We start from the raw sequence: 20,703 nt of genomic DNA, 5'->3' as shown, positions 1-20,703 counted from the left end.
TTGATAATCCCTTTCATTTTATAATATTAACGTATATCGGAAAGTTTAGGAGAGTGAATAAAGCGTGGAAAGTTGATATAGATCATAACCTGGCTGCTATTAAGAGACTTTAGTATTTATTTGGTCATCTAAAAAAGTCCCGCCTTGAAAGCCGCATTATACAAATTTCAATCCGGTCAGTGGCAACGCCATCCCCAGAGTCAGCCGCTGAGTGAAGATGCGGCCCGGCTGGTGCTATGTTTTGCCTCCAGGTCTGCGCTGGAAACATATCCCATCTACTCCCTGCTGCACACCAGGTTTCCCCATGCAGAGATTGTGATCTCGTCTACAGCGGGAGAAATTTACCATACAGAGGTGTTAGACGATGGCTTGTCGCTGGTAGCACTCGATTTCGACGCCACGGAGGTAGTCACTCAGTCAGTGCACATCAGTAATTATTCCAATAGCTATGAGGCGGGAACAGCACTGATACAGGCTTTTGCCATGGAAAAGCTGTCGCATGTACTGGTTTTTTCCGACGGCAGCCATGTCAACGGCAGCGAGCTGGTACGTGGTATGAACGCCACCACTTCACAGAGCGTCCTGGTGACAGGAGGCCTGGCCGGTGATGGTAACCGGTTTGAGTCCACCTTTGTGGGGTTGAATGGTCATCCCGAACAAGGCCTGATAGTAGGTGTCGGTTTTTATGGTGATAAATTACAGGTGGGACATGGTTCCCAGGGAGGATGGGAAACTTTTGGCCTGGAGCGGATGGTAACCCGCTCAGATCGAAATGTACTGTTTGAAATGGACGGTAAAAATGCGCTGGAATTGTATAAACGCTATCTTGGTATGGAAGCAGAATCCCTGCCCGGGGCGGCCTTGCTGTTTCCGCTGGCGGTGAAGTTACCCGGTATTACCGCGCCTATTGTCCGTACTATTCTTTCCATCGATTCAGATAAAGGCAGTATGACTTTCGCCGGCGATATACCGGAGGGGGCGAGCGTACGGTTTATGCGGGCCAACTTCGATAAGCTGACTATTGCCGCTTCCGGCGCTGCTACACAGTCCTTCCGGCAAGGGAGCCAGCAACCGGTTTTTGCGCTTTTGATCAGCTGCATAGGCCGGAAAATGATCCTGAAGTCCCGCACGGAGGAAGAGGTAGAAGCTGTGGACGAAATATTTGGACACCGTACCTTGTTATCGGGTTTTTACTCCTATGGCGAGCTGTCTCCCCTCCTCGATGGTACGAGCTGTCAACTACATAACCAAACTATGACAATCACAACCTTTCATGAAGTGGAATAAGTTACTGGAAAGGCAGATAAAAAAGCATCTTCCGGCGGAGTTGCTTAACCATGAAGCACTCCGGTCATTCCTTAATACGGTGAATGAATCTTACAACGGATATGAACGGGATAGTTATCTCGCCGAAAATGCTTTTAAACTCAGCGAGGAAGAATTTATAGCGGTAAATAAACAGCTGGCCGAAGAATTGGCGCTGAAGAAAGTGTCTATCGATCAACTGAAAGAAGCTATTTCGGCATTCAGCGAGGAGGGTTGGAACCTTGATAGTGACCATCTGCTGGATGTTGTTGGTTTTCTCACCTTACAAATAGGCCGGCGTAAGGAAGCCGAAGCCCGGTTGTCTACCACGGCTAACCGCTTTTCTACCCTTATCAGCAACCTGCCAATGGGAATATTGGTGGAAGATGAACAGGGGAGAATAGGACTGACTAACCGCTTTTTTTGTAATATGTTTGGCATAACAGCGGCGCCTGCGACGCTCAGCGGTATGGACGGTGCTGTATTGGAAGCACAGTATAAACAGATATTTGCCGATCCGGATGCCTTCATCCTGCATATTAAAAGCCTGATTGAGAAAAAGGAATGGCGGGTAAATGAGGAAATCATGCTGGCGGATGGCCGCTACTGGGAAATGGACTATGTCCCTATCTTTATGGACAACACGTATAAAGGCCACCTGTGGAACTACCGCGATATCACCGACCGCAAACAGGCAGAGCAGGCCATGAGGATCAAAGAAGAAAAATACCGCAGCATCATCGAAAACATGAACCTGGGCTTGCTGGAATTGGATGCTGAGGAGCGTATCCAATATGCCAATCATAGTTTTTGTGAGATGTCGGGCTATGCGCTGGAGGAATTGTACGGTCAGCGTCCCGGGACCTTGTTTGCCGCACTGGCCGACCAGGAGTTGGTGGAGAATAAAAATGAACTCAGGAAAAAAGGCATCTCTGACGCTTATGAAATAGCGGTACACAACAAGAGCGGCGCACAGAAATGGTGGTTGGTGAGCGGCGCCCCCCGGTATGATGATTCCGGCCAGATAGTAGGATCTATAGGTATCCATCTCGATATAACAGAACAAAAAGAACTGGAGTTTAAACTCAATGATGCCAGCGAAGCCGCCGGGCAGTCAGGCAGGGCAAAAGAAGCCTTCCTGGCTAATATGAGCCACGAAATCAGAACTCCCCTGAATGCCATCCTGGGCATGAGCCGGCAATTGGAAAAATCATCCCTGGACGATAAACAGCGCTTCTTCCTCAATACCATCAATACCGCTACCGATCACCTCCTGATCGTGATCAACGATATCCTCGACATCTCCAAAATTGAAGCAGGTAAACTGAACCTGGAACATATAGGATTTAGCCTGGAAGAAGTAACCACGCATGCCCGGCAGGTTATGCAGCCCAGGGCCGATGAAAAGGGCCTCCAGCTCAATTGTGATATCGATGCGGGCATAGCTCCGGTGCTACTCGGTGATCCGCATCGCCTCAACCAGGTGCTGCTGAACCTGATGAGCAACGGCATCAAGTTTACAGAAACAGGCGCCGTAGAGGTACATTGCCTGCTGAAAGAAGAACGCCCCGGCATACAGGTACTGGATATCATTGTCAAAGATACCGGTATCGGCATGGACCAGGATTTCCTCGCCAACCTGTTTGAGAAATTTACCCAGGAGGACAGGACTACCGCCAGGAAATACGGAGGAACGGGCCTGGGGATGTCTATTTCCCGGCAGTTGGTGGAGTTAATGAGCGGGCAAATAACCGTAGAAAGTGCCAAAGGCCAGGGGACTACCATCCTGCTCAGTATCCCTTTTGAAACGGGTATCCCCGCCGATATTCCGGAGAAACGGCATAGCGAGGCAGATACCCGTTTATTGGCAGGAAAAAGCGTGTTGCTAGTAGAAGACAACGAAATGAATCGCCTCGTGGTCTCCACCATATTGGAAGGCTACGGAGTTGCTTTAACAGAATCGGTGAATGGCGCCGATGCCATAGCCCGGCTAAAACAACAGCCATTTGACGTAGTGCTGATGGACGTGCAGATGCCTGTGATGAGCGGATTGGAAGCAACCACGATTATCCGCAATGAATTAAAGCTAAATATTCCTATTATTGCACTTACTGCCAACGCTATCAAAGGAGAGAGTCAACGGTGCCTGGCAGCAGGAATGAACGATTTTGTTTCCAAGCCCTTTGAAGAAGAAGAGTTGCTCGGAAAGATTACGGAACAGCTGGAGGGAGGAAATAACGCCAGTAAAAATGCTTACCATTCGAATGGCCGGCAGCAAAACGGTGTACCGCCTTTGTTCAACCTTGCTAAAATCGAAAAAATCGGGAATGGGGACGATTCTTTCACAAAGAAAATAGTCAATTTATTTCTGCAGATGATGCCTGCATCCGTTGCAACCATGCAGGATGCCGCAGCTACCGGCAATTGGGAATTGATCAGGAAAACAGCCCATAAAATAAAACCAACTATTGAAAGCATGGACATCTTTTCATTGTTCCCGGTCATCCAGGCGCTGGAACACATCCCGGAAGAAAATATAGCAAAGGAACAGGTCATTTCAGAGATCAGTAAACTGGAAACTGTTCTCCATCATGTGGCGGTACAGCTGGAAAAAAGATAACAGACGTACAAAAGGCTATAGCCTGATGGCTGTTAATATAACAACGAAAAAGAACGATTCAATGTCAACAGAACATACAACAGTATCACCTGCCCAACCCCTTCGTATTCTCATTGCAGAAGATAACCCCGTCAATATGATGGTGGCAGTCACCATCCTGAACCGGGTTTTACCCGGTGCCACTATCCTGGAAGCAGCGAATGGCGTGGAGGCCGTGGAGAAATATAATGAGAGCCGGCCAGATCTTGTGTTTATGGACCTGCAAATGCCCGACAGGAATGGATTTGATGCGACGGAAATCATCCGGAAGACAGATCCCGCCGCCCAAATCCCCATCATCGCCATCACCGCCAGCGATATGAAGGAAGAAAGAGAAAGATGCCTCGAGCTGGGCATGAACGACTTTTTGCATAAGCCATTTGTGGAAAATGCCATGATAGCCTTGCTGAAAAAATGGATCCATCCATCGGCAGCAGAGATACAGACAATCACCCCCGATATACAAAGCAGCGATAGCCAGCACTTTAATATTGCTATCCTGAAACAATACCTGAGCGCCGATATTATTGGCTACACCTTCCTGTTGGAAATAATGGAAGCGACCATTACAGAGCTGAGAAAACTAAGTTCCCAGATCTGGCAACATGATGAACAATGGGAAGATACAGACCTGAAACGTATAGGGCATAAGTTATACGGAACCGCTACTACCGTGGGCTTGATGGAGCTATCCCGAATGGCGGCCGATATGCAGGTGAACCCCGGAACCCCGGGCGAACAGCAGAAATTGCTGTTAACCCAATTGAAAGAAGAACTCGATTATTGTATACACCTCCTCGAAGAGTCCACCGCCCATCTGCGTTATGGATGACGGGATAAGGCCACATTTTGATGGCTGTTATCAACAATTTATTTTTAGCTAAATACATCTGAAAGATATGAGCTTCGACATTCAGTTATTCAGCGCCCAAACCCGGGAGCGCGAACAGCAATCAGGCAATGATGGTTTTTTTGATAACCCCGATAACCTGGCACCCTTCACCGAAGAGCAATTCCAGGGATTGAAAGAGCGGTTGCAACAATATGAATATGTGATAAATACAGCCGGGAAAGACCAGGTAGAACTGGCGCATCCTGATTATAATATCCGCGTACTGTTAACGCGAAGGGGAGTGTATTTCACTGCTAGCTGGGACCAGGAGAGTATTTTTGAGGCAGGCATGACCGCTTCAGAATTTACCGACTCTGGCGAATTTTGGAAATATGATCCGCAGAATGGCGGCTGGGAGGAAATCGCATAGATGCTGTCCACATCAGTACACAAGTAAATGGAATACTTCGACAAGTATTCCATTTGCAATTTGGTCACTATTTACCGGCACCTGGTTGTTATACTATTCTTCGCTGGCCTCTTCATTTACCGCACCTTCTGCGAGGGCAGTCAATGCTTCGTCCGTAGCTTTCTCATTTTCCAGTGTCTGGGAAAGTAATTGTTCCACATCGGTATGCCCCATGGTGCTGGCAAAAACGCGTAAGCTGCCGTAGGTGGCAATCTCATAGTGTTCTGCCTTTTGCGCAGCCAGGATTAAGGCGGCATCGCGGACCCTAGACCCCGCTTCTGTTTCTTCAATGATGCTATTGGCTTCCTCAATGAGCCCCTGCATAGCATCACATTTTTTGGCGACAGCCTTTTCTCCCAATATCTCAAATATATTTTCAAGGGTGGATACATGCGTTTGGGTTTCTCCGGTATGTTTGTCAAAAGCCGCCGCCAGTTCGGGACTGGTAGACGCTTTTTTTAGTTTGGGTAAAGCTTTTACCAGGGCTTTCTCTGCCCAGTAAATGTCTTTTAATTCATCCAGGAAGAATTTGTGAAATTCGGAGCGAGGCATCTTTTCCGAACGTGTAGGCTGCTTATTGGCCGCCTTCTTTGCTAAGTGTGGCTGCTGACGGGTTGCGCCACTGTGAAGCCGGGTAAGGTTATACAACAGCGACTGGAAAAGAAGACTATTGATTAAACTGGGTTCGGTGGAAAGCGCGCTTCCGGTGGAATTAGAATAACGGAGCCTTAAAACCTACTGACATAGGGTTGTCATAACGGCTGTTTTACTTTGTTCTGTTGAACAAAATAAACGTTAGTGTATGAATTTATCATCTGTCCGCATCATTACCGCCGATATCCAGCGCCTGGTGCCATTTTATGAAAAAGTAACGGGCATGACCTGGACCTGGTATACCCCCGACTTTGCTGAGCTGCGTACTTCCCAGGCTACACTGGCTATTGGAAGCACTAATACGCTGGCACCATTTGGCGGCAGCGGGGTGGCTGTAGCTGCCAATAATCAATCTGTTATCATTGAATTCCGGGTGCATGATGTAGATAAAACGTATGAAGCATTGGCCGATTTTCTTATAGACGCCCTGATACAGCCGCCTACAACGATGCCTTGGGGAAACAGGTCGTTATTGTTCCGCGATCCCGACGGCAACCTGGTTAACTTCTTTGCACCGGTAACAGCGGAAGCAAGGCAACGGCTGAATTGACAAATGGGCGTGGAATACAAATAAAGAGGACAACAGGGAATCAATTCCTGTTGTCCTCTTTTGTACGGTTATTTAAAAAGCATGATCAATCATACCCCTGGTTCTGCGGAAAAGTAGCCTTATTGTTCATAATATCTATTTCCTGCTGTGGTATCGGGTAGATAAGCCGGAAGGACGGAAGTACCACCTTTTTATTGGCGAGGATCTCTGTTATTGCACGGTTGCTGCGTACCAGGTCGAACCAGCGGTCGCATTCAAATGGCAGTTCCAGGCGCCGCTGTAAGTATATTTCATTCCGGAAACTGGTTTGGTCTGGCAAATCGGTAGCGCTGAGTGTTGAAAGACCGGCACGGGTACGAATCATGTTCAGGTAAGTGAACGCATTGCCACCGGTGCTGTAACCAACTTCATTCAGCACTTCTGCCTGCATCAGTAACACATCTGCAAAGCGTAGCACGGGAAAGTCGTTGCCCGCGTTACCGTTAACCGGATCATCGACGAACTTACGCGGCATCATGTTGGCATTGCCGGTCGGCTTAACAGACTCCGATAAAGGTCTGCGCAGATCGGCCGCATTATAGGCCTTCAATAAGGTGGTATCTACCGTAATGGTTTGTGAATTGGCATACCAGAAGCCATGATCCTGGTTCGCCACTCCTTTGGCATAGCGTACGGCAAACAGTATTTCTGCGTTATACTTGTTGCTCGTGCTAAATACATCTGCTACTTTGGGTAATAAAGTAAACGCTTTGCTGTCTATTACTTCCTGTAATACCGTTTGAGCAGCAGTATATTTTTTCTGATAAAGATATACTTTGCCGAGTAGCCCTTTAGCCGCTCCACTGGTAACACGCCCTAAATCTGTGGCGGCATAGGTGGCGGGTAAATTGGCTGCTGCAAAAACGAGGTCTTCTTCTACCTGTTTGTACACCGCCGCAACATCATCCCGCTTGAGGGTGGCCGCCTGAACGGGATCAACGGCGGCAGTGAGCAGTGGTACGGGACCCCACAGCCGCACCAGGTTGAAATAGCTCAATGCGCGGATAAAGCGGGCCTCTCCCTTGATACGGTTCTTCAGCGATTCATCCATGTTGATACCATCTATGGCAGTCAATAAGGTATTGCAGCGGAAAATGCCGTTGTATACGCCCACCCAGGCATTATAGAAGTTGGTGTTGCCGGGGTTGTCGGAATAGCGATTGATCTGGTAGTTTTGCCCTGCATTGGAAGATGGGTCCTGGTCGGTGAAGTTATCCGCCCGCGCTTCCATGAGTACTTCGAAGGTGGCGCCGTATTGACTTCCCTGCGCCAGCGAAGCATAACAGCCATTGACCGCAGTGACGGCGTCGCTGGCGGTTTTAAAAAACTGCCCGGGTGCAATGGTGGATACGGGTGTCAGGTCCAGGAACTTTTTGTTGCAGGAGGCAAGTATCAATAACAATACAGGCAAATAAAATTTATATTTTTTCATGATGTAGCGCATTAAAAAGTGACGTTAAGACCAATCATATAAGTGCGGGCCAACGGGTAGGAGCCATAGTCTTCCCCGGCGGTGAGCGCATTTTCTGTGCGATTGCTGATCTCAGGATTGAACAGCGAATATTTGGAGAAAGTGAATGGGTTTTGAACGGCCCCATAGATCCTTGCTGATGGGATATGACTCCTGCGCAGCAGCGAGGCGGGTAAGTTATACCCTAATGCAATGTTCCGCACCCTGATATAAGAACCGTCTTCCACATGCCAGGAGGAGGTGATGCCATTTCCCCCGGTTGCCAGCCTGTTGGCCCGGTTTACAATGCCGTTACCCGGATTTTCCGAAGATACATAGTGATCCTTTACTTCGCTGAGGTTGTTGAAGTTTCCTTCTACGTTGGCGATGTAGCGCCTGAAAAGATTAAGGATCTTATTGCCCTGGCTGCCCTGTATAGAAAAGCTCAGGTCCAGGTTTTTATACCGCACCGTATTACTGAATCCAAAAATGTATTTCGGCTGAAAGCTGCCCACAATGGCCCTGTCGTTGGCATCAATCTTACCATCGCCATTGATATCCTTAAATTTCAGGTCGCCTATATGCGTAGGATTGCTGGTCTTGGGAGAGTTGTCGAGGTCGCGCTGGTCGCGGTAAATACCATCTGCCACATACAAATAATAAGACCCGATAGTTTCCCCGATCTTGGTAATAAAGTAGGTATTACCTGTACCGCCGGTCGCGATAATGGGTGCGCCGGAAGGCCCCAGTTTAGTTACTCTGTTGGTGTTAAATGCGATGTTGGCATTGCCTTCAATAGACCAGTCTTTCGCTATCTTTTTGTTGTAAGACAGGGAGATCTCCCAACCTTTGTTGTTCACGGCGCCGATATTTTGCAGATAGGTACTGAAACCGGATGCTCCCGGAACGGGGAGGTTCAGCAGCAGCTTGGTGGTTTTGGCGTTATAGTAATCAACGGTAATGTTGAGCAGTTCATTGAATAATCCGAATTCAAGCCCCGCATCAAAGCTGGCCATGCTCTCCCAGGTGAGGTTTGGGTTGGCGGGACTGGTAATAGACACGCCATTTACCAACGCCTGGTTGCCGAAAATGTAGTTGCTGTTGGTATTGCTCATCTGCGCGAGGGAGCCATAGTTCGGAATCTGGAAGTTGCCGGTAAGACCATAGCTGCTCCTGATTTTAAGGGAACTGATGGGTTTTATATTGCGGAAGAAAGGCTCGTTGGAAACCTGCCAGGCGCCTGATACCGCGGGAAAGGACGCCCACTTTTGATTGATGCCAAAGCGTGATGATCCGTCACGTCTTATGGAAGCAGTGAGGAAGTATTTATCGCTATAGCTATACTGCGCCCTGCCCAGCCAGGAATTAAGGCTCCACTGTTCGAGCGTGGAGCTGCCCGCGTTTACCTGTCCTGCATTCAGCGTGGTAACGATGTCTGTAGGAAAGTTGTTGGCGGTAAGGGAGTTGTGCTCCTGGTTTTCCTTTTGTACGGTGAACCCTGCCAGTACATCCAGTTTATGTTTACCAAAGGATTTATTGTAGGTAACGGTATGCTCGGTGAGCCAGTTGGTATACATATCTGTGTTGGAGAAACCTGTTGCTACAGAAGGAAGGGTACCCGATGGCAGCGGCAGGTTGGATGGCCGGTAATAATCCCTGCGGAAGCTGTTGAGGTCTGTACCTGCGGAGATACGATACTTCAGGTTAGGAAGGAATTCGTATTCCATATAGGCGTTAGCCGTTAACCGGAAATTTTTGATACGGTCTTTGATCAGCGTGGCTACGGCAACCGGGTTAAGCTGGTTAGTCTGACCATATCCCCACACATTTACTGAGTCGGCAAAGGTGCCGTCGGGATTACGAACCGGGAAGATGGGCGCATAGCCCAGGGCGAGTGCAATAACGCCTGAATTGGGCGCAAACCAGGGCCCTTCGGCATTTACCACCCGGTTGTCGGTATAGGAAGGCGTCATATTTACGCCGAACCGGAATTTCCCGGTGCCGCCGTCAACGCGGAAGCGGCTGGAGTAGCGTTTGTAGTTGTTGTTGATAACAATACCATCCTGGTTGAAGTAGTTGGCCGAAAAGTAATAGGAGAGGCTTTCGCTGCCGCCGGATACGCTTACGGTATGGCTTTGCATGGGCGCCTGACGGAATATTTCCTTCTGCCAGTCAGTATTGGTCAATCCGGGCTTGCCTTCCAGGTAGGGAAGTATTTGTGGCGGAATCCTGGTAGAAGGATTTTGAGGCCTTACACTATTGGGATCTGTGGGTTTACCGGAGGGCACCGCATCAAGATAGGCGTTGTTATGTCCTTCGTATACGAGCTTGGCATAATCGTAGGCATCCAGTACGTCTACATGTTTATTGACGTTTTGTATGCCGTAGCTACCGTCATAGCTTACGGTCATTTTTCCGGCTATACCTCTTTTAGTACGGATCAGTACTACGCCGTTAGAGCCCCTGGAGCCATAGATGGCAGCGGAGGCGGCGTCTTTCAGTACGTCGATGGAGGCAATATCATTCACATTGATAGATGCCAGCGGATTGAATGGCTGCTGGTAGTTGTTTACACCGGGTGAAGCGCTGCGGGTATCGTTGGTAATGGGTACGCCATCTATTACAAACAACGGGTTGTTGCCTGCACTGATAGAACCTACGCCACGTACACGGATAGATACGTTGCCCCCGGGGGCGCCATTGGTCTGCATCACCTGGATCCCCGCCATTTTACCGGCCAGGGCTTGGTCGAAAGAGGTGATCGCCTGTTGCTTAAGGTCTGAAGAGCGCAAAGAAGAAACGGAACCTGTCAGCTCCTTTTTGGTACGTGTGCCGTAGCCCACTACTACCAGTTCATTTAATCCTTTACTGGCCTCTTTCATACGGATCAGTAACAGGTTGCTGTTACCATCCCTGACTACGAAGCTATTTAATAAGTTGTTTTCATAGCCAATGAAGCTGAAAGTAAAATCGTACATCGCGCCGGGTTTCATTCCCTGCAGCCTGAAAAATCCTTTTTCATCGGTTGTTGTATTCATCCTGCCACTACCGTTATGCTGTTTAACCATTACAGACACGCCCGGCAGCGGGTCGCCGGCTTCACTCATTACACTACCTTTGATAGTCACCGTACCGCCCAAATCCTGTGCGCCGGCGCTTAATGCGATGGCCAGCACGAGGAATGCGAGGAGATAGCTTTTTAGAAGTCTGATCATTTTTTGACAGGTATTAATTAAAGTTTAAGAAATAGATGGTCCCACACGTGCATCGCTGCGCGTGTAAATGTTTTATATCAATACTGGTGAATGATGTTACTTTACCTTCCTGAGTGTTATTCCCTCGTCACCGGAGGTAAACTCAAGATTGTTCAGCTGGCAGATCGCTGATAAGATATGTTGCAGCGAATCCGTTTTTAATACTTGTCCTGTGAAATAGGCGCCTTCCACTTCGCTATCCGCAAAATGGATATCGGTATGATAGGCAGCTGCTAGTTTTTTGAACACTTTATCTAATGGCATGTTCGTAAAAGTCAGTAATACGGCATGTTTCACGGTAGTTCCCCCGGGAGCGTTATCTTCCGGTATGCCGGTAACTTTTGTTACCGCATATTGATGGGTGACGGGATTCAGGTGAAAGGCTTCTCCCGGCAGTAAATAAATACCATCTTTGGCCGTGCTGCCGTTGTGATGTACCAATACCTTCCCGCTTTCCAGTTTTACGGTTACTGCCTGCAACGCGCTGGCATCTACGGTAAACCGGGTGCCCAATGCAATGGTGGTGATATCGCCGGCGGTGACGGTGAATGGATGTTGATCGCTTGCCGTTACATTAAAAGAGGCCTTGCCCACTAAGGCGACGGTTCTTGCTGCCTTTTCATCGTACGATAAAACAGCGCCAGCATCCATCGTTACCTGGGAGCCTTCGGGCAGTGTCATGATAACCGCTTTGCCGGTGGTATTACGGATATGCTTCAAATGCGGCGTGGGTAAACTGGATAGAGGACGCGGCGCATGTTTTTGCAGGTGCGTATAATACATGGCAAACATTCCGGATAGCAGCAGTATGCCTGCAACGGCGGCGGCATAGGCGCGTATGTTGCTACGCAGGCGGATCACTTTCTGTTCGCGGGTATGTTGTTCGGAGGCCTCCATCCGGGTGTGCAACTGTACGAGCAGGGCGTTTGTTCGCTCCTGGCTCAATACCTGTTCTCCGGTTGTTAACGCCCGGTCAAACTCATTGCGCCATTGCTGCCGGAGCGCAGCATCTTCTTCCCGCTCCAGCATACTTTCAAGTAGCATCACTTCTGCCTCTGTAGCTGTTCCGTCTTTGAGTTTTTGTATTAATGCGATGATCTGTTCCATATCTTTCAATTATAAAAAGTAAGGCATGAATGAAAAGAGGGGGATGGGGCAGGTTACGGAATTGTTAACAAAGTACTTTACAGGTAGGAGCTGAGGAAAAGGGCGCCTAAAATGGGTAGGGCCGCCTGGCTGGAGGCGATGTACGAACGAATGGCCTCGGAAGAGGACTGTAAATATTCCTTGACGGTATGATGCGAAATCCCGAGGATACGCGCTGCTTCAACGGCAGATTTACCTTCCAGGCGGCATAGCTGGAACACTTCTTTTTTGCGGGGAGAAAGCTGGTCAATGGCTTCATTGAGCAGGGCCAACCTGCTTTCCCTAAGGAAAGCGTGATCATCTTCCACTGCATCGCGGATAGCCGGGTACACGGCGAGCCTTGATTGCTCGGTAGCCGCCTTTTTCAAATACTGGAGGGATTTATTATAACTCACTACAAAAAGCCAGTTGCCGGGCCCCTGGCGCAGGTCGAGCTGGTGGCGGCTGCTCCAGAAGGCAAGAAATACTTCCTGGAGAATGTCTTCTGCAATATCATGCTGGTCAATTAACCGTCGGATATTTTTAAAAACGGCATGGTGATATTGATGATAAATTTCATCAAAGGCTATCACATCTGCCGAATGCAAAAACGAAGTCAAAGCTGTTAGATTTATTTTACCGATGGATGAATAGACGAGCAAAAATACTATTCAAGCTATAAAGTAGGTGGCGGGCTATATTAAATAATGATTAATACCCACGCGGTTTCCGTGCCAATAAATAAATGACAGATAAATATAATGTAATTGTTTTGTTGGCGGATAATCACATTATTCCTGTTTTGCCTTCACCCTTTTTGGCGCAACCGATGCCTTATATATTAATATCAACCACCACCACATTTAGCTGTTAACATGAAAAGATTAATTCTATGGGGGATGCTGCTGCTCCCTTTAGCAGGAATTTGCCAGCAACAGGATACCGCGGTATCTACAAAAGGTATGTTTGACCTGGATCCGGGTTTGGTGATGGCGTTCCTTTCGAAGGACAGCGTAGATAAAAACGAGGTGCTACAGGATATTGGTGCTTTAAACGCTTTGCTGCGTATAGACATAGGGGAAGCCGCCATGATGAAAGAACTGGCTGCTATCGACAGGGAAAAGGACAGTACCAGGTTTTACAATTTTGTTACTACAAAGCCGGCAGCACTGTACCAGGAAAAACGGATCCTGATGCAGCAGTTTGTAGCCGAACATCCGGATTCTTATGTAAGCCTGTACGAGCTGAACGAAAACAACGGCATGTACAGCGCAGATAGCTATGCGGTGGCCTATGCCAAACTGAGCAACCGGCTCAAAAACATGCAGGCCGCGCAGAAAATCCGTGATCGTATCACGCAGCTGAAGAAGATATCGCTGCATGGGACACAGGCGGCCAACTTTACCAGGAAAAACCAATATGGCAAAACCATCAGGTTGAGCGACTATAAGGGAAAATTAATCATCCTGGATTTCTGGGGTAGCTGGTGTGGCGCCTGCCGGCAAAGCCATCCACATTTGAAAGAGCTTTATGAGGCGTATAAAGACAAAGGCCTGGAAATTATCGCCGTGGCCAATGAAAATGTACATGGCGATAAAACGCCATTAGTCAAAGCTAAGGCCGCCTGGCTGGCAGCTATTAAAAAAGATGGGGTGAATTGGGTACATGTACTCAACGATGAAGGCTCGGGCGGAATGGATATCGTAAAGGCTTTCCAGATAACTGCTTATCCAACCAAGTTCCTGCTGGACAAGGAGGGTAAAATATTACTGCGCATTGAGGATGGCTTGAACATAGAAATTGACCAGACGATTAAATCCATGCTGGATAAATAAGCATCGTATTAATAACCTGATTCCGTACAATGAAAAGAGTACCAGTTACTTTACTATATCTGCACCTTTATGCTTTGTTATTTTTCTGTAGCAGCCTTCCTGGCATTGTCCGGGCGCAATCTTCAGGGCCTGGCAACGTGATCGTTGATGGCCAGTTGAAGGAGTGGGGAGATACTTTATGCCACTACGACAAGGGCGCCCAGCTCTATTACGACGTGTACAACGATCATGATTTTCTCTATATCGCGCTGCGGCGCCCTAAGTATGCCTGGAAGATAGTGCTGGCAGGGCGCATGTCGTTTGAGATCGGCAAAGACAAAGATGACAGGAGCGGGATTAAAATTTTTTACCCCGGGCATTACAGCTTCAACAAAGACGACATGTGGAATTTTATGGAGATAAGGAAAGCAGGGGAACGTTCTTTTGATACGCTGACTGTCTACAATGATTACGGTATCCAGGCATCAGGGGGATTTTGGGAGAAACAGGAGCAGGGAGGCCGGAAGTCGTCGGCCAGTGATATGTTGCTTTCTACGGTTCCGACGGTAATTAACGGGATGCAGGTAGTGACGGGGATGTCTGGCGAGGACAGGTCCGGCGTGGCTACCAGTACTATAGTGGGAGCCGATTGTGAGCTGGCCATTCCCATGAAATTATTGCCGGTGACAAGTGGTACTGTTTATATACGGATCGTTATTCCCGGAGAAAAGGATATTGTGGCTGCCTTGAATGGAGTAGGATACTACGCCGGCTTTAATATGGAAAAGGGAACAGCCGACGCTGTAGAGGATCTCGCTGTAGAATCAAAGTTATCCATTACCTATCGCCTAAAATAAATCGCTTGCAGAAGATTTTATCACTCACTATATTTTTATTGTTGGCGCCGGGCGCTATGCTTTTGGCCCAAATTCCACAAAAGCCGGTGGCCAGGCAATTGCCGGTCAGAAGGGTCAATGGTATTGTCAGGGATAGCCTGGGTAGAAGTATTCCAGCGGCTGCAGTGCGGTTAACATCATCGAAAGACACCCTGCATGTTGTTACTTCTGAATATGGGGTATTTAATTTCCCGGCAGTACGTAGTGAAAGCTTTACCATCGAGGTACAGGTAATGAGTTATCGTCCTTACCGTAAAAAATATTTCCTGAACGATACCAGGCCTATCCTCGTATTGCCACCGGTAGTGATGGGATCCAGCCTGGTACAGTTGAAAGAGGTATCGGTAACTACAACGAAAGGACCACAGGAAAGGGGCGACACGACTGAGTTCTGGGCAAAGGATTATATTGTTCGCGATTATGCCCGGTTGGAAGATATGCTGAAGAAGATGGAAGGATTTAATACCGATGCCAACGGCCAGCTGAGTTACCAGGGAAAACCCATTAGCAGAGCGCTCTTTAACGGCGCGAAATACTTCGATGGTGATGTAGCTGCTGCTATTAAGGAATTGCCGGCAGATATTGTAGAACGCATCCAGGTGATCCAGGATAATGAAAGTGGCACCGGGCGCAGGTTATCTGCATCAGAAGCGTCTTCCCAAACATTGAATGTTGTCACCAAGGCAGATAAATCTGCCGGCCGGATGTACCAGGTGAATGCAGAAGGTGGTACACAGGATCGTTATAAAGGAGGAGTATCGGCCAGGTCTATCGATGGTTGGAAACAGTGGAGCTTATCGGCATCGGCCAACCAGGAACCCCAGGGGATCATGAATAATGAACCCATTGGCACCATTAGCGGTATGGGTACTTTGTTTTCCTCCCTGGGCGGTGGCGGTTCAGGAGGAATGCTAAAGAACGCATCCGCGCAGGTACATTACGGTAATACGTTTGGTAAATTGAAATTCGGTGCAGATTATAGCATTCACCGACTGCATAGTGTGAGCGAGATGGAAGCGTTCTCAGAAGAATTTTATAAAGAGGGGAGCCTGAAGCGAAATACTAAAAGAACCACCGACAATACGATGACGTCTCACGTGGTGACATTGAGCGCAAGTGCCAGTAAGGGCGATTTTAGCATGATGACAACTGCCACCGCCACGATGTCACGTAATGAGAATAAAAGTAATAGTGAGATACGTCAGTCGGGAATACTGGAAAATTTGCAGCGCATGTCGTTAGGTACTGCCACCGATATGCCTTCTTATAACCTGTACTCCCTGCTGACGTTTTTTACCAGCCGCAAAGTGCGCCTGAATGTAACCATTAGCAGCAGCAGCCGGACCACGAAGGGCGCTGGCCATGATAATACGGATACGTATGGCGCCGATATCACAAAACCGGATAGCTCCTTGTACCTGTTACAGCTGCAGAATAATAACACGTTATTCAACGCCGTAGATGTAGCTTTGACGCATTCCTGGCGGAATAAACTGACCTTCCTCCTGAAAGTAGCGCCTTCCATCAGCAAGAGCACAGATATCAACTACCGCGATCAGGTGATACCCGGACAGGAAGTAAAACGTTTGAATGATCTCAGCAATGATAATATGCTGACGGGGTACCGGTTACCTGCCAGTTTTTCGGTTACTTATGATTATCATCAAAAAATTTCAGTGGAAGTGGGAGGGAGATATGAAATTAACTGGCAGCATATGCGTTTGCCGTTAAAGGAACTGGATCTGTCCACCCAGACGGGCGCTTTCCTACCTGCTATCGCGGTTAAATATATACCTTCTACGGTTGCAAATTTATCAGCCAGTTTTAACCGGGACGTTAATTTACCTACGCTGTTGCAGCTCAATACAAAGCCCTACTATGCTACCCCATTTGATGTGGTAATTGGTAATAAAGATCTGACCAATGGCCTGGTAGACAATTGGCGTTTGCGTGCAACTTATACCTTCAGAAAGGTTGGAATATTTGCGACAGGCGAAGTCGCCTATAGCCAGAACTATAACAGCATTGGAGCCAACAGGCTGGTCCGGATAGATACAGTGACGAAAACGATACGTACAGAAACTTATTACCTGAATATGAAAGGTGGCAATAATAAGAACCTGAATTATTCTTTGTCCAAAAATTTACCAGGGATGAATACCACGCTCAAACTCGATGGTTTCTGGTCCTGGGGAAAGCAGCTATATTTTGCTGATGGCAGCCAGGAAACAACCCTGCAGCGGAATTGGAACCAGTCCATTATGGCTTCGTTCTCTCCCTGGAAATGGCTGGACATCGCTACCGCCCTGGCATACCGCTCTGATAATAACGAAAATTCATTGCAGCCAGGCCGCCCCTTGTATAACAATGAATTTAACGCACTGATAAAAGGAGCTGTCTTCCTCCCGGCAGATATTAAATTTAATGTGAGCGCCAGGCAAAATATGCTCAGGGCCAGCAGCTTCCTGGGCAATCAGCATCCGCTCGTCATCAATGCCAATATTGAAAAGCGTTTCCTGAAGAAAAAAGATGCCATCATCAGTTTTGTGGTGATGGATGCATTACAACAGAATAACAACAACATGATTGCACAAACAGTTACTGGCTATTCCAATGCGGTATCAAGTATGGAAAGCCGGTACTTTCTTTTGCAGCTGGCCTGGTATCCGCAGCAGTTTACGCGGAGTAAATCGGCTAAGGGCGCACGCAGGGGAGATGGTAGTTTTGTGCCGTAAGCATAGTCTATTTAATAAGCAAACAGGCTACCCACTGGTGGCTTGTTTGTTCACTTGCCAAAATAATTCATAATGATCTTACTAATTGCATTAGCCCGGTTGTATACCATGAGATGCCCTCCTCCTTTAATACGATAATCAGGATGCACCAGCCTGCTGGCTATAACTCTATCGGCTGTACCATGTATTTGAATGGCCCGTTCAGGAGGCACTTTATTATCCCAATAAGCAATGCTTTTCAGCGCCCAGCGAAAGAAGGTAACATCTGTATCCTCCAATAATCTCGTTAAGGCTTTCTTATCACTTTTTGAGTGAGCACCAAAATAGCGATAGGTAAGGAAATTGGTGCGCTTTATCAGTCCCCTGGGAATGATGCGGTATAACCCCAACTTCATGAAAAAGAATTGCCTTTTGTTCAATTCGTCCTTCGTTCTCGCCGAAGAGATCAACACCATCTTTTCTACCCTTATCTGCTTGGATACTTCCACCGCTACGATGCCTCCAAAAGAAACCCCGATGATATAAGGATTTTCCACCGTGATCTGGCTCTTTATCCGGCCGGCATATTCTGTGATGGATTCATTGGGTAAGGCGGGAATCCACCTGATGTAAACTTTATGATAACCTGGTAGTTTCAGGTTCTTGAATAAACTGGAGTCGGCCCCCAGGCCGCTAAAAAAATAAATCGTCTTCCGTTCATTTCTAGCCGAATCCTCCCGGGAGGTGGAGTGCCCGGGGAAGCTGCTGAGCATTAATAAAACAAAAAAAATCACTTTCACGCGCTGCGTCATAATATCCTGGCTTCTTGTCTGTTTGGTGAAATTAATGAACATTTTAGTCTATGCCAAGGTCATCCGTTTCCATGCGTTCGACAGTTCTTTTGAAATAATTGCTTATATTTAGTATGCATATTTTCTACTACTCCTTTGTCTTCCAGCAAACACCAATACCTATTAAAAACCCCGGCAAAGAATAACATCTAACTGTTTAAATCTACAATTATGCCTAAGTATGTTATTGAACGCGAAATTCCTGGCGCAGGTCAATTGTCACAAGAACAGTTGAAAGCCATTTCACAGGCTTCCTGTGGTGTGCTGAGTAATATGGGCCCGCAAATTCAATGGGTACATAGCTATGTAACAGGTGACAAGATTTATTGTGTGTATATCGCGCCTAATGAAGAAATGGTCCGGGAGCACGCCAGGCAGGGAGGATTCCCCGCTAATGCTGTCAACAAGGTGGCTAATGTAATTGACCCTACTACTGCGGAGTAATATAGCGATGATGCTACCACATCTTAGATAAGCAACGCCCGTAAGTGTATCTACTGGCGTAGAATACTTTTTGCGTTTTTAGGTGGTCTTGTCATAATATACCTCTACAATGTCTGATTCACCCCCTATGGTTGCAAAAATTGAGCGCTATCTTTATGAAATAACATTATAAGAAAATGAGGAAAGTAATTGCTGCCATCAATATGACGCTGGATGGGTATTGCGACCATACCGAGGGGATAGCGGATGATGAAATACACCAACATTACACCGAACTGTTACGCCATTCAGGCGCCGTCTTGTACGGAAGGATCACCTATCAGTTGATGGAAAGTTATTGGCCAAACGTGGTAAAGAATCCTACAGGCAACAAGACAATGGACGAATTTGCCGTAGCAATGGAAAATATTCCCAAGGTTGCTTTTTCTCATACACTGAAAAATGTGGAATGGGCGAATGCTACCCTGGCAAAGCGAAGCATTGAGGAAGAAGTGGCGGTGCTGAAACAACAACCAGGCAAAGATATACTGGTAGGCAGCCGGAGCTTAATCATCACCCTGATGAACAGTAACCTGGTTGATGAGTTCCAGCTCTGTGTACACCCGATTATAGCGGGTAAGGGCTTACCCTTGTTCGCAAACATAAACGACAGAATAATGCTTCGTCTCATAAAAACAAAAACCTTTAGCGCCGGTGTAGTAGCATTTTATTATGAGCTTCACCGTTAAGCGGACTTTAAGTCTAAGAAGTTATTCATCAGCTCCAACACCTCATCAAAATTTGTTTCCAGTAGCATATGCGATCCCTCAATAATATGGATCTGCGCATCAGGTAGGTCTCGCTTGTAACAATATGCTTCGGCCATGCTGAAAAACGGATCATATTTTCCCCATACAACCAGGGAGGGTGGCTGATATTTGCGGAAATATTCCTGGAAGGCAGGAAACATGTCGATATTGCTTTTATAAGTACAATTCAACTCATACTGCATTTCAATATTGCCGGGCCGGGACATGCGTTCCCAGTCCAGCCGCCAGGTTTCCGGACTGACGCGGGGGAGGAGGGCGTCTGGTACGCCGGCTGTGTATTGCATCTTTGTACCCTCTTCGCTCAAAAAAGCATACACCTTTTGTTTCTTTTCTTCCGTGGGATGTTCCCAATAATCTATTGTTTCATCCCAGTTTGAGCCGATACCTTCTGCATAGGCATTGCCATTCTGAACAATGATCCGCTCTATCTTTTCAGGATGGCTCACGGCTAATCGCAGTCCAATAGGGCAGCCATAGTCATGGAGATAGATGGTAAATGTTTTTAAACCGATTGTTTCCGTGAACCGGTTGATGCAGGCGGATAGATTTTGAAATGAGTATTCAAATTTACTCCTGCCGGGAAATGCGCTGAAACCAAAGCCAGGGTAATCGGGCGCAATGAGGTGAAATTTGCCGGAGAGTACCACCATCAGATTTTTAAACATGACGGACGAGGTAGGAAACCCATGTAGGAGTAGTATGGATGGATTTTTCCCATTGCCGGCCTCCCTGTAAAAAATGTCAATATTATCAACGTTGACGGACCTGTTGAAAATTTGCCTGCTCATGAATAACTGGAGCGACAAATTTTATACCGTGCTATTTCCTTACCATTAAG

General features: G+C 47.4%; 17 protein-coding genes. 10 read left to right on the top strand and 7 right to left on the bottom strand.

The genetic code is table 11. The features are described 5' to 3' along the window. Positions 1–144 precede the first annotated feature (144 nt). The 4 genes from FHW36_RS26420 (at position 145) to FHW36_RS26405 (ending at position 5,226) form a co-directional block, all read left to right on the top strand. The gene (locus FHW36_RS26420) at positions 145–1,287 is read left to right on the top strand and encodes an FIST signal transduction protein (RefSeq protein ID WP_145673677.1); all 1,143 of its coding nucleotides are present in this window, start codon (positions 145–147) and stop codon (positions 1,285–1,287) included. Continuing rightward, on the top strand, positions 1,274–3,925 hold the full coding sequence (locus FHW36_RS26415) for a PAS domain S-box protein (protein WP_145673676.1): 2,652 nt from the start codon (positions 1,274–1,276) through the stop codon (positions 3,923–3,925). Before FHW36_RS26420 ends, FHW36_RS26415 begins: the two co-directional genes overlap by 14 nt. Positions 3,926–3,986: 61 nt before the next feature. Beyond that, positions 3,987–4,796, top strand: coding sequence for a response regulator (locus tag FHW36_RS26410; protein ID WP_186452609.1), 810 nt, complete (start codon positions 3,987–3,989; stop codon positions 4,794–4,796). A 67-nt stretch (positions 4,797–4,863) separates the two neighbouring features. Then, the gene (locus FHW36_RS26405) at positions 4,864–5,226 is read left to right on the top strand and encodes a hypothetical protein (protein WP_145673672.1); all 363 of its coding nucleotides are present in this window, start codon (positions 4,864–4,866) and stop codon (positions 5,224–5,226) included. 93 nt (positions 5,227–5,319) lie between these two features. Here FHW36_RS26405 and FHW36_RS26400 read toward each other — a convergent pair whose 3' ends face one another. Then, positions 5,320–5,817 carry a YciE/YciF ferroxidase family protein gene (locus FHW36_RS26400; protein ID WP_145673671.1) on the bottom strand — a complete coding sequence of 166 codons (498 nt, stop codon included), beginning with the start codon at positions 5,815–5,817 and terminating at the stop codon, positions 5,320–5,322. A 250-nt stretch (positions 5,818–6,067) separates the two neighbouring features. Here FHW36_RS26400 and FHW36_RS26395 point away from each other — a divergent pair, with 250 nt between their 5' ends. Then, positions 6,068–6,469, top strand: a complete 402-nt coding sequence (locus tag FHW36_RS26395) for a VOC family protein (RefSeq protein ID WP_145673669.1) — start codon at positions 6,068–6,070, stop codon at positions 6,467–6,469. A gap of 85 nt (positions 6,470–6,554) precedes the next feature. Here FHW36_RS26395 and FHW36_RS26390 read toward each other — a convergent pair whose 3' ends face one another. The 4 genes from FHW36_RS26390 to FHW36_RS26375 form a co-directional block, all read right to left on the bottom strand. Further along, a complete protein-coding gene (locus FHW36_RS26390; protein WP_145673667.1) occupies positions 6,555–7,940 on the bottom strand; it encodes a RagB/SusD family nutrient uptake outer membrane protein in 1,386 nt (461 codons plus the stop codon). Between the two features lie 11 nt (positions 7,941–7,951). Then, complete coding sequence (locus tag FHW36_RS26385) at positions 7,952–11,173, bottom strand: SusC/RagA family TonB-linked outer membrane protein (RefSeq protein ID WP_145673665.1); 3,222 nt, start codon at positions 11,171–11,173, stop codon at positions 7,952–7,954. A gap of 96 nt (positions 11,174–11,269) precedes the next feature. Next, positions 11,270–12,319, bottom strand: a complete 1,050-nt coding sequence (locus FHW36_RS26380) for a FecR family protein (RefSeq protein ID WP_145673663.1) — start codon at positions 12,317–12,319, stop codon at positions 11,270–11,272. Between the two features lie 77 nt (positions 12,320–12,396). Beyond that, a complete protein-coding gene (locus FHW36_RS26375; RefSeq protein ID WP_186452608.1) occupies positions 12,397–12,957 on the bottom strand; it encodes an RNA polymerase sigma factor in 561 nt (186 codons plus the stop codon). 255 nt (positions 12,958–13,212) lie between these two features. Between FHW36_RS26375 and FHW36_RS26370 the strand changes: the two genes are divergently transcribed. The 3 genes from FHW36_RS26370 to FHW36_RS26360 are packed head-to-tail and all read left to right on the top strand — an operon-like array spanning position 13,213 to position 17,782. Further along, positions 13,213–14,172 (top strand): peroxiredoxin family protein, encoded by a 960-nt coding sequence (locus tag FHW36_RS26370; RefSeq protein ID WP_145673659.1) that lies wholly within the window; start codon positions 13,213–13,215, stop codon positions 14,170–14,172. Positions 14,173–14,201: 29 nt separating this feature from the next. Further along, positions 14,202–15,008: a hypothetical protein gene (locus FHW36_RS26365; protein ID WP_145673657.1), complete on the top strand. Its 807-nt coding sequence runs from the start codon at positions 14,202–14,204 to the stop codon at positions 15,006–15,008. A gap of 5 nt (positions 15,009–15,013) precedes the next feature. Beyond that, on the top strand, positions 15,014–17,782 hold the full coding sequence (locus FHW36_RS26360; protein ID WP_145673655.1) for a TonB-dependent receptor: 2,769 nt from the start codon (positions 15,014–15,016) through the stop codon (positions 17,780–17,782). A 50-nt stretch (positions 17,783–17,832) separates the two neighbouring features. On the opposite strand, the gene FHW36_RS26355 is transcribed toward FHW36_RS26360, so the two are convergent. Beyond that, on the bottom strand, positions 17,833–18,615 hold the full coding sequence (locus tag FHW36_RS26355) for an alpha/beta hydrolase (RefSeq protein ID WP_145673653.1): 783 nt from the start codon (positions 18,613–18,615) through the stop codon (positions 17,833–17,835). A gap of 168 nt (positions 18,616–18,783) precedes the next feature. Here FHW36_RS26355 and FHW36_RS26350 point away from each other — a divergent pair, with 168 nt between their 5' ends. Together FHW36_RS26350 and FHW36_RS26345 are read left to right on the top strand one after the other, a co-directional pair. Continuing rightward, the gene (locus FHW36_RS26350; RefSeq protein ID WP_145673650.1) at positions 18,784–19,056 is read left to right on the top strand and encodes a DUF4242 domain-containing protein; all 273 of its coding nucleotides are present in this window, start codon (positions 18,784–18,786) and stop codon (positions 19,054–19,056) included. Positions 19,057–19,232: 176 nt separating this feature from the next. Then, a complete protein-coding gene (locus tag FHW36_RS26345; protein WP_145673648.1) occupies positions 19,233–19,784 on the top strand; it encodes a dihydrofolate reductase family protein in 552 nt (183 codons plus the stop codon). On the opposite strand, the gene FHW36_RS26340 is transcribed toward FHW36_RS26345, so the two are convergent. Continuing rightward, a complete protein-coding gene (locus tag FHW36_RS26340) occupies positions 19,781–20,653 on the bottom strand; it encodes an alpha/beta fold hydrolase (protein WP_145673646.1) in 873 nt (290 codons plus the stop codon). The two genes, FHW36_RS26345 and FHW36_RS26340, sit on opposite strands and share 4 nt — an antisense overlap. Between the last annotated feature and the right edge of the window lie 50 nt (positions 20,654–20,703).

Origin of the sequence: Chitinophaga polysaccharea (assembly GCF_007829335.1) — a bacterium.
Classification (GTDB): domain Bacteria; phylum Bacteroidota; class Bacteroidia; order Chitinophagales; family Chitinophagaceae; genus Chitinophaga; species Chitinophaga polysaccharea_B.
The sequence above is the reverse complement of the archived record's forward strand: the minus strand, read 5'-3'. Positions and strand labels throughout refer to the sequence as shown.